The sequence below is a fragment of the Streptomyces cyanogenus genome, assembly GCF_017526105.1.
GTDB lineage: Bacteria > Actinomycetota > Actinomycetes > Streptomycetales > Streptomycetaceae > Streptomyces > Streptomyces cyanogenus.
Genome location: NZ_CP071839.1, coordinates 6,964,089 through 6,976,076, shown reverse-complemented (window position 1 = coordinate 6,976,076; position 11,988 = coordinate 6,964,089). Strand labels below are relative to the sequence as shown.

The 11,988-nt window shown below is 72.6% G+C and carries 11 protein-coding genes; 4 read left to right on the top strand and 7 right to left on the bottom strand.

What is annotated here, in order from left to right:
- The first annotated feature begins 43 nt into the window (after positions 1 to 43).
- Positions 44 to 1,078, top strand: a complete 1,035-nt coding sequence (locus S1361_RS31285) for an MBL fold metallo-hydrolase (RefSeq protein ID WP_208035239.1) — start codon at positions 44 to 46, stop codon at positions 1,076 to 1,078.
- Between the two features lie 97 nt (positions 1,079 to 1,175).
- Here S1361_RS31285 and S1361_RS31280 read toward each other — a convergent pair whose 3' ends face one another.
- The 5 genes from S1361_RS31280 to allB all read right to left on the bottom strand — a co-directional run bounded on the left by S1361_RS31280 (position 1,176) and on the right by allB (position 6,459).
- Entirely contained in the window at positions 1,176 to 2,084 is a 909-nt protein-coding gene (locus S1361_RS31280) for a DMT family transporter (protein WP_208035238.1), read from the bottom strand.
- Between the two features lie 234 nt (positions 2,085 to 2,318).
- Positions 2,319 to 2,942: a dihydrofolate reductase family protein gene (locus tag S1361_RS31275; RefSeq protein WP_208035237.1), complete on the bottom strand. Its 624-nt coding sequence runs from the start codon at positions 2,940 to 2,942 to the stop codon at positions 2,319 to 2,321.
- Between the two features lie 74 nt (positions 2,943 to 3,016).
- Positions 3,017 to 3,829, bottom strand: coding sequence for an AIM24 family protein (locus S1361_RS31270; RefSeq protein ID WP_208035236.1), 813 nt, complete (start codon positions 3,827 to 3,829; stop codon positions 3,017 to 3,019).
- A gap of 123 nt (positions 3,830 to 3,952) precedes the next feature.
- On the bottom strand, positions 3,953 to 5,068 hold the full coding sequence (alc, locus tag S1361_RS31265) for an allantoicase (RefSeq protein ID WP_208035235.1): 1,116 nt from the start codon (positions 5,066 to 5,068) through the stop codon (positions 3,953 to 3,955).
- Between the two features lie 50 nt (positions 5,069 to 5,118).
- Positions 5,119 to 6,459, bottom strand: a complete 1,341-nt coding sequence (gene allB / locus S1361_RS31260; RefSeq protein WP_208035234.1) for an allantoinase AllB — start codon at positions 6,457 to 6,459, stop codon at positions 5,119 to 5,121.
- Between the two features lie 272 nt (positions 6,460 to 6,731).
- Here allB and S1361_RS31255 point away from each other — a divergent pair, with 272 nt between their 5' ends.
- Positions 6,732 to 7,529, top strand: coding sequence for an IclR family transcriptional regulator (locus S1361_RS31255; RefSeq protein WP_208035233.1), 798 nt, complete (start codon positions 6,732 to 6,734; stop codon positions 7,527 to 7,529).
- A gap of 359 nt (positions 7,530 to 7,888) precedes the next feature.
- Here S1361_RS31255 and S1361_RS31250 read toward each other — a convergent pair whose 3' ends face one another.
- Positions 7,889 to 8,203, bottom strand: a complete 315-nt coding sequence (locus tag S1361_RS31250) for a DUF5955 family protein (RefSeq protein WP_208035232.1) — start codon at positions 8,201 to 8,203, stop codon at positions 7,889 to 7,891.
- Positions 8,204 to 8,347: 144 nt separating this feature from the next.
- Between S1361_RS31250 and S1361_RS31245 the strand changes: the two genes are divergently transcribed.
- Both S1361_RS31245 and aceB read left to right on the top strand, forming a co-directional pair.
- Entirely contained in the window at positions 8,348 to 8,956 is a 609-nt protein-coding gene (locus S1361_RS31245) for a nucleotidyltransferase family protein (protein WP_208035231.1), read from the top strand.
- Positions 8,957 to 9,173: 217 nt separating this feature from the next.
- Entirely contained in the window at positions 9,174 to 10,799 is a 1,626-nt protein-coding gene (gene aceB, locus S1361_RS31240; RefSeq protein ID WP_208035230.1) for a malate synthase A, read from the top strand.
- A 51-nt stretch (positions 10,800 to 10,850) separates the two neighbouring features.
- Here aceB and S1361_RS31235 read toward each other — a convergent pair whose 3' ends face one another.
- Positions 10,851 to 11,765 carry a HipA family kinase gene (locus S1361_RS31235; RefSeq protein ID WP_208036848.1) on the bottom strand — a complete coding sequence of 305 codons (915 nt, stop codon included), beginning with the start codon at positions 11,763 to 11,765 and terminating at the stop codon, positions 10,851 to 10,853.
- Positions 11,766 to 11,988: the final 223 nt, after the last annotated feature.

Below are 11,988 nucleotides of genomic sequence, written 5' to 3'. Positions count from 1 at the left end.
CCGTCAGGACGCCGTACCCGAAGCGAACAAAGGAGTCCTCGCCATGCACGAGCCCGATGACGGCACTGCCGTCCCCTCGCGGCGCGGTCTGCTGCGCACCGCGTTCGTCGCCGGCGCGGCCCTGGCCGTGCCCCTCGCCGGTGCCGTCCCGCAGGCTCACGCCGCGCGCCGGCGTGACCGGTCCATCGGAGCGCTCGGCGACCAGTCGGCCGTGCGCACCCTCACCGTGGGGGACGTCCGGCTCACCTATGTCGTCGACGCGGCCATGGAGCTGGACCGGGCCGGCTTCCTGCCCGCCGTCCCCGCCGGTTACTGGGAGGAGCATCCCGAGGCGCTGGCACCCTCGGGTCGCATCGCCGCCTCGGCGGGCGGTCTCCTCGTCGAACGTGACGGGCGCCGGCTGCTGATCGACGTGGGCCTCGGCGCCAACGTGCTCTCGCCCTCGCTGGGCGTCTCACGCGGCGGGGCGCTGCTGCGCACCCTGCGGGCACTGGGGGTGTCCCGGCACTCCATCGACACCGTGGCCTTCACCCACCTCCACACGGACCACACCGGCCTCGGCTTCCTCACCGGGCGCGACCGGCCGCCGCGCAAGGCGTTCCCCCACGCCGACTACCTCGTGGCCGGGGCCGAGTGGGAGCCGTTCTGGAACCGCGAGGTGGAGGTGGGCGCGCCGTCGTGGGAGGGGTTCATGGTGCCGATGTCGCGGGTGCTGCACCGGTTCGAGGACGGCGACGAGGTGTGGCCCGGCGTCACGGCGCTGATCACGCCCGGCCACAGCCCCGGGCACACCACGTATGTGATCTCGGCTGCCGGAGGGCGGCGGATCCTGGTGTTCGGCGACGCCTTCCACACCCCGGCGCAGCTGGCGCACCCGGAGTGGCCGTCCGGACCCGACGTGGACGTCGACGGGGTGCTGAAGGCCCGGACGACCCTCCTTGAGGAGCTGGGCGCGCCGCGTACCCATGGCTTCGCCTTCCACTTCGGCGACCAGGCGTTCGGCCGGGTGACGGGAGGGGGCCGATGGCGTCCGGAGCCGGCCCGCGCCCTGCTGCCCGCCCCGATCCGGCTGCCCTGAGCCTTGAGCCGGGCTTTGAGCCGGGTCACGAGCCGGCGGCGCATCCCCGCGTCGCGGAAGATCTTGAAGGTTTCAGGCCCGAGGAGTTTCCAGCGAGTCAACCTGCCGCCCGGCGGCCCCACGCGGTACCCGCGAGGACCAGCGCGCCGCCCGCGAGGCCGAGCGCGCCGAGCCGGTCGCCGCCCAGCGCGATACCGGCACCGGCGGCCCACAGCGGCTCGGTGCCGAGCAGCAGGCTGACCCGGGACGGCGAGGTGCGGCGGACGGCCCACATCTGCACGAAGAAGGCGAACACCGTGCACAGGGCCGACAGGAACAGCAGCCCCGCCCACTGCCGCGTGCCGAGGCCCGTCGCGACCGTCCAGGGCGCCGGGCCGCCCCCGGCGGCCGACAGCAGGGCGAAGACGGCGACGGCGGTGCCGAGCTGGACCGTCGTCAGCGGCAGCGCGCCGGCGTGCTGTACGGCCCTGATCCGGGACATGGCGAGGACGTGCAGGGTCCGGGCGAGCGCGGCGAGCAGCATCAGCAGGTCGCCGAGGGAGGGCCGGGTGAAGCCGGCGCCCTGGGTGAGCAGGACGACGCCCAGCACCGCCAGGGCCGCCGCGCCCAGGAAGGACGGCGTGGGCCGGGTGCGGGTGGCGGCGGCCTCGGCGAGCGGGGTGAGGATCATGGTGAGGCTGATGATCAGACCGGCGTTGGTCGCCGAGGTGTGCACCACCCCGTACGTCTCCAGCAGGAAGATCCCCGCGAGGATCAGCCCGAGCAGGGCCGCGCCGCGCCACTGTGCGCCGGTGAGCGCGCGCAGGGCCCGGCGGCCGGCGACGGCCAGTACGGGCAGCGCGAGCGCGAACCGCAGCACCAGGACGGCGAGTACGGTGCGGGCGGTGGTGATCTCCTTCGCCGCGAGGTAGCTGGCGCCCCAGCACACCGCGACGAGCAGGACGGGCAGGTCGGTGTGCCAGGCCCGGCGGGGCGCGAGCGCGGCGGGCACGGCGAACGAGGACATGGGTGCGGCTCTCCCGGTCTCCGACAGGGGTGCGGAGACGTCGACGGCTCGCACGGGTCGGGCTCACCGTACCGGCGGCGGCGATCTTCGGCCAGGGCTTTCCGGGTGGTCGCGTTCGCGATGACGGGCGGGTTTTCCATGAGGATCTCGACGGCCCCTTCCCCTGGGTTCCGCAGGACGCGGCACGCGTGCTGGAGTGGCCCGTTCCCGCTGCGTCACGGCTCCGGTGGCTCGCTAGGCCTCGGGCAGTGCGAAGGTGCCGTACTCGGGGCCGTCCCCCACGTCGTACGTCTGGAGGGAGACTCCCGTGCCGGTGACGTGGCCGGAGCGGTGGGTGAAGCGGGTGGGGACCGCGCCGTCGGTGAACAGGCGGTGGCCGGCGCCGAGGACGACCGGGAAGGTCAGCAGGTGCAGGGTGTCGACGAGCCGCAGGTCCAGCAGGGAGCGGAGCAGGGCGCCACTGCCGTGGACCTGGAGTTCGCCGTCCGTGCGCTCCTTCAGGGCGGTGATCTCCTTCACCAGGTCGCCCGTGACGACGGTGGTGCCGGGCCACCGCGGTGCCCGGAGGGTGGCGGAGACGACGTACTTCGGCAGGGCGTTGAGCCTGCCGGCGACCGGGTGCGCGGGGTCGGTCACCTTCGGCCAGTAGGAGGCGAAGACGTCGTACGTACGGCGGCCGAGCAGGAAGCCGCCCGCACGGGAGAAGACCTCGGTGATGAACCCACCGGAGTCGTCGTCGGCGAACGGGAAGCTCCAGCCGCCCTGCCCGAAGCCGTCGCGGGTGTCCTCCTGGGGGCCGCCGGGTGCCTGGTACACGCCGTCGAGCGTGACGAAGATCGTGGAGACGAGGTTGCCCATGGCGGGTGCCTTCTTCCGGGTGCGGGGTCCGCTGTCGTCGACTTGGACCCCGCACCCGCCCGGAACTCATCGGTTCAGCCGGCGTGGGTGGAGAACAGTCCCCCGGTCGGCCCCTGCTTGTCGCCGCCCTGGGCCTTCTTCAGGGCGTTGGCGAGGCTCTCGATGGTGAGGGACTGCAGGATCACCCGGCCGTTGCCCTCCAGGGTGGCCAGGGACAGGCCCTCGCCGCCGAACACGGCGTTCATGATGCCCTGGCGGTTGAGGCCGCCGACGCGCTGGACGCCGTACTGGATGCCCTCCTCGAAGGCGACGACACAGCCGGTGTCGACCTCGATGCGGCCTCCGAAGTCCGCCGGGTTCAGGTCGATGAAGTTGCCCGCGCCGGCGATGATCACCGTGCCGTGCCCGGTGAACTTCTCCAGGACGAAGCCCTCACCTCCGCTCGTGCCGGTGCGGCCGCCGGCGAAGGCGATGCCGAAGTCGACGGTGGACTCGGCGGCCACGAAGGCGTCCTTCTCGGCGAACCACGCGCGCGTGCCGTCCAGCTCCAGGGCGCGCATCTCGCCGGGGAGCACGCCGGCGAAGCCGACCGTGCCCTCGCCGCCCTCGGCGGTGAAGTACTGGAAGGCGAGCGACTCACCCGCGAGCATGCGCTGGCCGACCTGCATGGCCGTACCCATGGCCTGGCGGAGCAGGCCGCCCATGCCTCCTCCGCCGCTCTGCTGCTGCCCGCCGTTGCCGGACGGGCCGGACAGCCGGGTCTCCATGGTCACGTTGACCGTCTTGAACAGGAACTTCCCGGCCTCGCAGTACACGGTCTGGCCGGGGTGCAGGTTGACGACCGCCATCTGCATGGCGTTGCCGACGATCTCTTGCTGAAGGGTCACGCGGGGAGAACGCGAAGGGAGGGGAGAAGAGTTCCGGCGGCCCGGAACATCCGTGCGGGCGGTGCGCGGGGCGCCCCGGTGCCGTTCGGACCGGGTCGCCCCTCGCGCGCGGGTGGGCGAGGATCAGCCGCCCAGTTCCTGGTGGCGGGCGGCGAGGCCGCTCGCGCCCTGCTCGGTCAGGGAGCCGAACAGGCGCAGCCGGGAGATCCCGCCGTCGGGGAAGATGTCGACCCGCGCGTGGGTGGCGACCGCCGGCTCCGGCAGGACGAAGCGGTGGCCGGTGTCGGGCTGGAGTCGGGTGCGCGGGAGGATCTCGGTCCACTCGCCGTTGTCGCCGTCCCTGACCGACACCGACGCCCAGCCGGCGCTGTTGCCCTTCAGGTAGGCGGTGTCGATCTCGATGGCGCGGATCTGCGACTGGGCCACGAGCCGGTAGCGGATCCAGTCGTTGCCCTGGTCGCGGCGGCGGCGGGTCTCCCAGCCGTCGTCCATCTTGCGGGAGCGGCCCGGCTGGATGGTGTTGGTGGCCGGGGAGTAGAAGAGGTTCGAGGCGGCCTCGACCTGGCCGCCGTTCTCCAGGGCGACGACGTCGAAGGTGCCGAGGACCGCGAGCCACTCCGGGTCGGGTACGACCTCGCCGTACACGCGCAGGCGGGCGATGCCGCCGTCGGGGTGCTGGTTGAGCCGCAGGTGTGTGAAGCGCTGCTCGGCGGAGACCGCGAAGCCGTTGGCCGCGTGGCCGCCGACGGGGGTGCGCGGGACGAGCGTCGTCCACTTCACGTCGTCGCCCAGCAGCTCCTCCGGGGACGGGGAGCCGGGTACCGAGGTGCCCTCGACCGAGACGGCCTGCGGGTAGTTGCCGCGGAAGTGGGCGGTGTCGACGACGATCCCGCGGATCACGCCGGGCGCGCCGAGCCGGACCAGTGCCCAGTCGTGGTCCTCGGCGGCCGGCCACGGGTGTCCGGCACCGGTGCCGCGCCGGCGGCGGGTCTCCCAGCCGTCCATGACCTTGCCCTTGTGGCCGAAGTGCTCGGGGTCGAACTCGGCCCGCTCGGGCACCAGCAGGTTCTCCCGCTCGGCGAAGAACTCGTCGTTGGCGGCGATGACACCGGCGCCGAGCCGCCGGTCGGCGAGGTCGGCGTACCGGGTGAAGGGGAAGTCGGCGGTGCGGTAGTCCGCGTAGGGGTCGCCGCCTCCGTAGGGGTTCGCGTCGCCGGTGAAGCTGGGTATCGCCGTCACGGTGATCAGGGGGTCCTTTCTGGAGTCGGCCGGGTGCGGGGGCGGGGGGCTTACCGGGGGCGGGTGAGCAGCGTGCCCCTCGGGTCGGTGAAGGCGCCGTCCGCGACGATGCGTTCACCGCGCAGCCAGGTGGACTTCACGACGCCGTGCAGGGTCCTGCCGGCGTAGGCGGTGACCCGGTTGCGGTGCTGGAGGCCGGCCGGGTCCACGGTGAAGGTCTCGTCGGGGGCCAGGACGGCGAAGTCGGCGTCCCGGCCGGGGGCGATGGCGCCCTTGCGCGCGTCGAGGCCGGCCAGGGCGGCGGTCCGCGTGGACATCCAGCGGACGACGTCCTCCAGGCCGTGGCCGCGCCTGCGGGCCTCGGTCCACACGGCGGAGAGGCTGAGCTGGAGCCCGGAGATCCCGCCCCAGGCGGTGGCGAAGTCGTCGGTCTTCAGGTCGGCCGTGGACGGGGAGTGGTCGGTGACCACGCAGTCGATGGTGCCGTCGGCCAGGGCCTCCCACAGCAGGTCCTGGTTGGCGGCCTCGCGGATGGGCGGGCAGCACTTGAACTCGCTGGCGCCGTCCGGGACTTCCTCGGCGGTCAGGGTGAGGTAGTGCGGGCAGGTCTCGACGGTGATCCGCACGCCCTCGGCGCGGGCGGCGCGGATCAGCGGCAGCGCGTCGCCGGACGACAGGTGCAGCACGTGCACGCGCGCGTTCAGCCGCCTGGCCTGCGCGATGAGGTTGGCGATGGCGGTGTCCTCGGCGTCGCGCGGGCGGGAGGCGAGGAAGTCGGCGTACTTCGGGCCGCCTTGCTGCGGTGCGGCGGCCAGGTGGTGCGGGTCCTCGGCGTGCACGATGAGCAGCCCGTCGAACCCGGCGATCTCGGCCAGGCACTGGGCGAGCTGCTCCTGGCCGAGGTGCGGGAACTCGTCCACGCCGGACGGGGACAGGAAGGCCTTGAAGCCGAAGACTCCGGCGTCGTGCAGCGGGCGCAGGTCCTTGACGTTGTCGGGCAGGGCACCGCCCCAGAAGCCGACGTCGGTGTGCGCCTTGTCGCGGGCCACGTCCTGCTTGATCCGCAGGTGTTCGACCGTGGTGGTCGGCGGCAGGGAGTTGAGCGGCATGTCGATCAGCGTGGTGACACCGCCGGCCGCCGCCGCGCGGGTCGCGGTCCAGAAACCCTCCCACTCGGTGCGGCCCGGGTCGTTGACGTGCACGTGGGTGTCGACCAGACCGGGCAGCAGGACGTGGTCGCCGACGTCCTCCAGCCGGGCCGCGGCGGGGACCTCTGCGTCGTACGGCAGGACGGCCGTGATCCTGCCGGCGGACACGGTGACGGTGGCGGCCCGCGTCCCCTCCGGAGTGATCACGCGCGTGGAGCGCAGCACCAGTTCAGCGTCGGACACCCGAACCCCTCTCTCTACCGCCGTGTACGTCCAGGAAACGGGATTTACACCCACGTAACGGATTTCAACGTTCTGTTGAAGGAGTCTTCACTCCCGGATCTCCGCCGTCAAGGGGCACACTTCCGGGCGTCAGGACAGCGGCGCCCACTCTGGACGTTTCCATAAAGCGGAATTAGAATTCCAGCAGGCAGAACGTAGCTACGTACAAGCGGGGAGTCAACCGGCTGCCGGGTAGGCTTCTGCCCTGCCGCCAGCCCCGAAAGGAACGCGCCGTGCCGACGTCCAGCGCCAGCACCACCGACTCCGCCAAGCCCTCCGCCGCAGGCGGGGTGCAGTCCCTGGAGCGCGCCTTCGACCTGCTCGAGCGGATGGCGGACGCGGGCGGCGAGGTGGGCCTGAGCGAGCTGTCCGCGGCCAGCGGGCTGCCGCTGCCGACCATCCACCGGCTGATGCGCACCCTGGTCGCCTGCGGCTACGTCCGCCAGCAGGCCAACCGGCGGTACGCGCTCGGCCCCCGCCTGATCCGGCTCGGCGAGTCCGCGGCCCGGCTGCTCGGCACCTGGGCGCGGCCGTACCTGGCCCGGCTGGTGGAGGAGACCGGCGAGACGGCGAACATGGCGCTGCTCGACGGCGACGAGATCGTGTACGTGGCGCAGGTGCCCTCGAAGCACTCGATGCGCATGTTCACCGAGGTGGGCCGCCGGGTGCTGCCGCACTCCACCGGTGTGGGCAAGGCGCTGCTGGCCGGGGTGCCCGACGACGAGGTGCGGGCGCTGCTGGCCCGGACGGGCATGCCGGCCGCCACGGAGAAGACCATCACCACGCCGGAGGGCTTCCTCGCGGCGCTGGAGGACGTACGGCGGCTGGGATACGCCGTCGACGACAACGAGCAGGAGATCGGGGTGCGGTGCCTCGCGGTGTCCGTGCCCGACTCCCCGACGGCGGCGGCCATCTCCATCTCGGGACCGGCGGGGCGGGTCACGGAGGCGGCCACGGAGAAGATCGTGCCGGTGCTCCAGCAGATCGCCCGCGAGCTGTCCGCCGCCCTGGCGAGCCAGAACCAAAGCTGACCACGCCCCCCGGCGGACCGCCGCCGAGCGGGCCGCCGCGGGGCGGCAGCCGGCGCCGATGGCCGGCCAGGGTGCGGGGACCGGGGCGGCCCGGCCGCGCCCCGGCGCTCCGGTTCCGCCGCCCTGCTTCGCGGCCGCCGGCAAGACCGGGACGAAGCCCCTGGGCCTGTCTGACAATTCGCGTCGTCGCCCGAAGGGCGGCCGCGCGGCGTCAGGTGCGTGCTCTGGGGGTCCCCCCGGCCGGAGGCTGGGGGAGTGCCGGCCCCAGGCCCTCGTACTGGACGTACTCGGGTCTGGGACCGGTGCGGCGAGAGCGCGTGCATGGCGTCGCGCGGCAGACGCAAAATGTCGGACAGGCCCTAGGCCCGGGGCGGCTCGCCGAACAGGTCCACGGCGTCGCGCACCTGCGACAGCCCCCGGGTCAGCGCGCTCATCGAACCTATCGCGCCGGCGATCAGCAGCAGGGAGCTGCGCAGGCGCGGGATCTCCGGCAGGCCGCCCGCGGCCATCGCGGCCAGGGCCGCCAGCTCATCCTCGGCTATCGCCCGGTCGGGGAAGTCCGCCGGTAACGCGGCGAGTTCGCGGCGCAGCCGGGACACCGCGGTCCGCAGTTCCGACACCCTCGGGTCCTCGTCGCTGCCGGTCACTGGCCTCTGCCCCAAGCTCCGCAACACAGCCCTCCCCCCTGGCACGCCGTCATGCGCGGGTCAGTAAACGCCACGCCGTGCGGGAGCGCCACAGGGCGGACCGAAATTCAGCCCAACGGAATCGCTACCGGAAAGCCGTCCGGTTCCGCCGCGGTCGGGTATGCAGGATCCATGACGGACAACCGGCAACTTCAGCGGGATGTCGCGGGGCTGCTGCTCGCCGCCGGCGGCGGCAGGCGGCTCGGCGGGCGGCCCAAGGCGCTGCTGCCGCACCGGGGGCGGCCCCTGGTCGAGCACGCCGCCGGGGTGCTGCGCGCGGCCGGGTGCGGGCGGATCCATGTGGTGCTGGGCGCCGCGGCGGACGAGGTGCGCGACCGGGCCGAGCTGGGCGACTGCGTGCTGGTGGACAACCCTGACTGGGCCGAGGGCATGGGCTCGTCGCTGCGCGCGGGGCTGGCCTCGCTCATGGGGACCGGGGCGCGGGCGGCCCTGGTGAGCCTGGTCGACCAGCCCGGCATCGGACCGGCCGCGGTGGCCCGGGTGCTCGGCGCCTACGCGGACGAGAAATCACTGGTCTCGGCCGCCTACGACGGGGTGCGCGGGCATCCCGTGCTGTTCGGCGCCGCGCACTGGGCGGGCGTCGCCGGGACCGCCACCGGGGACCGCGGGGCGCGGGCCTACCTGAAGGCGCACGAGGCGGAGATCCGGCTCGTGGAGTGCGCGGACGTCGCCGAGCCGTACGACATCGACACCGAGGCCGACCTGGGCCACCTTGAGTGAAGGAGGTGGCACTCGGCGCCACCTTGCCTCGACCCGGAGAATCTCGACATCAACAAACCATTGAAGTTCCACAATGAGGAAACTAGTATCCACGCATCAGAAGCGCCTGACCTCCCAGCTCTCGGCTTCGGTCGAGCGGCAGAACCCACCGTCGGCGCTTTTCACCCTGTACGTGCCACTAGGCACCCGGTGCCACCGCTGAAGGAAGTGACAGCTCATGTCCGCACCAGCGCCGTCCTCGCTGGCCATCGTCGACGCCGAGCCCCTGCCCCGGCAGGAGGAGGTCCTCACGGACGCTGCGCTCGCCTTCGTGGCGGAGCTGCACCGGCGGTTCACCCCGCGCCGTGACGAACTCCTGGCCCGCCGGGCCGAGCGCCGTGCCGAGATCGCCCGCACCTCCACGCTCGACTTCCTGCCCGAGACGGCTGCGATCCGCGCGGACGACTCCTGGAAGGTCGCCCCGGCCCCGCCCGCGCTGAACGACCGGCGCGTCGAGATCACCGGCCCCACCGACCGCAAGATGACCATCAATGCGCTCAACTCGGGCGCGAAGGTCTGGCTCGCCGACTTCGAGGACGCCTCCGCCCCCACCTGGGAGAACGTCGTCCTCGGCCAGGTCAACCTGATCGACGCCTACAGCCGGAGCATCGACTTCACCGATCCGGGGTCCGGCAAGTCCTACGCCCTGCGCCCGAACGAGGAGCTGGCGACCGTCGTCATGCGCCCGCGCGGCTGGCACCTGGACGAGCGGCACCTGGTCGACGCCGAGGGCCGCGCCGTCCCCGGCGCCCTCGTCGACTTCGGCCTGTACTTCTTCCACAACGCCCGGCGGCTGCTCGACCTCGGCAAGGGTCCCTACTTCTACCTGCCGAAGACCGAGTCGCACCTGGAGGCCCGCCTGTGGAACGACGTGTTCGTCTTCGCGCAGGACCACGTCGGCATCCCGCAGGGCACCATCCGCGCCACCGTCCTGATCGAGACGATCACGGCCGCGTACGAGATGGAGGAGATCCTCTACGAACTGCGCGACCACGCCTCCGGGCTGAACGCCGGCCGCTGGGACTACCTGTTCTCCATCGTGAAGAACTTCCGTGACGGCGGGCCGAGGTTCGTCCTGCCCGACCGCAACGCCGTCACCATGACCGCCCCGTTCATGCGGGCGTACACCGAACTCCTCGTCCGCACCTGCCACAAGCGCGGCGCGCACGCCATCGGCGGCATGGCGGCCTTCATCCCGTCCCGCAAGGACGCGGAGGTCAACAGGATCGCCTTCGAGAAGGTCCGCGCCGACAAGGACCGGGAGGCGAACGACGGTTTCGACGGCTCCTGGGTCGCCCACCCCGACCTGGTGCCGATCGCCATGGAGTCGTTCGACAAGGTCCTCGGTGACAAGCCCCACCAGAAGGACCGGCTGCGCGAGGACGTCCGTGTCGCCGCCGCCGACCTGATCGCGATCGACTCGCTGGAGGCGAAACCGACGTACGCCGGTCTCGTCAACGCGGTCCAGGTCGGCATCCGTTACATCGAGGCCTGGCTGCGCGGGCTCGGCGCGGTCGCCATCTTCAACCTGATGGAGGACGCGGCCACCGCCGAGATCTCCCGCTCGCAGATCTGGCAGTGGATCAACGCCGGCGTCGAGTTCGAGAACGGCGAGAGGGCCACGCCGGAGCTGGCCCGCAAGGTCGCGGCCGAGGAACTCGACGCCATCCGCGGGGAGATCGGCGAGGAGGCCTTCGCGGCCGGGCACTGGCAGGAGGCGCACGACCTGCTGCTGAAGGTGTCCCTGGACGAGGACTACGCCGACTTCCTCACCCTGCCGGCGTACCAGCAGCTGCGCGGCTGACCTGCTGCCGCTCCGAGTGGCCGGGGACTTCCCCGGGCCACTCGGTCGCGCTCACTGCAGGTGCACCGACCAGTCCTGTTCCGCCGCCGGCTTGCCGTGCAGGTCCGGGACCCGCTTCAGCCAGGCCGGGCGGCCCGCCTGTGTCCTCGCCGCGCGGGCGGCCTCCTCGGCCGCCAGCTCCTCCCGGCTCGGGAAGTCGGTGGGCAGCCACTCCGGGGAGAGCCGGACCCGGTCCAGGAGATAGCCGACGTAGGCGTCCCGGACGTCGTCGGGCGTGGCGAACCCGGCGTCCTCGGCCAGCCAGGCGTCCGGGACCTCGGCGACGATCCCGCGCAGCAGTTCCTCCGTCACGCGGGGCGCCAGTTCGGCGTCGGCGGCGCGCACGTCGGGGCCGTAGTGGCCGAGGGCGTGGTGCCGGAAGTCGTACCTGCGGCCCGGGGCCGTGGTGTCCCAGCGGTGGTGGAAGACGAGGGCGGCGCCGTGGTCGATGAGCCACAGCCGTGGCGGCGCGGTGCCGAACGTCGGCCAGACCATCAGGTTGGAGCTGTGCACCGTACGGTCGACGTTCACGGTCAGCGCGTCCAGCCAGACGATCCGGCCCGCCTCCAGCGGGTCCACCGGGAAGATCCGGGCGATCTCCGGGGTGAGGTCCACTGCGCCCGGCAGATGGTCCATGCCGAGGTTGACGCCCGCGCTGGCGCTGTGCAGCTCGCGCACCTCCTGGTGCGGTTCCGCGGCGGCGACGGCCGGGTCGAAGTGGACGAGGACCAGCTCCGGGAAGCGCAGGCCGAGCGCGCGGGCGAGTTCACCCACGATGATCTCCGCGACCAGCGCCTTGTGGCCCTGCGCGGAGCCGGTGAACTTCACGACGTAGGTGCCCAGGTCGTCGGCCTCGACGACGCCGGGTACGGAGCCGCCGGAGGGCAGGGGTTCGACGTAACGGGTCGCAGTGACCTCTCTCATCATTTCCAAGACCCCCACCGGTCATTTGCCTTGCATTCGACGGCCAGCTCCGGCCCGGCGTGAAGCGAGCATAGTAACCAGCCGGGGAGGAGTGCCGGAGTCACCGTGCCGACGTCACCGCGGACTCCCCTGCCTCCAGCCTGATCGATGCGTACGGGTGCCGCAGCACCGGGAGGCCTCCTTCGGCACCGCCCCGGGATCACCCTCGGCGCCGGCACCGCTCGTG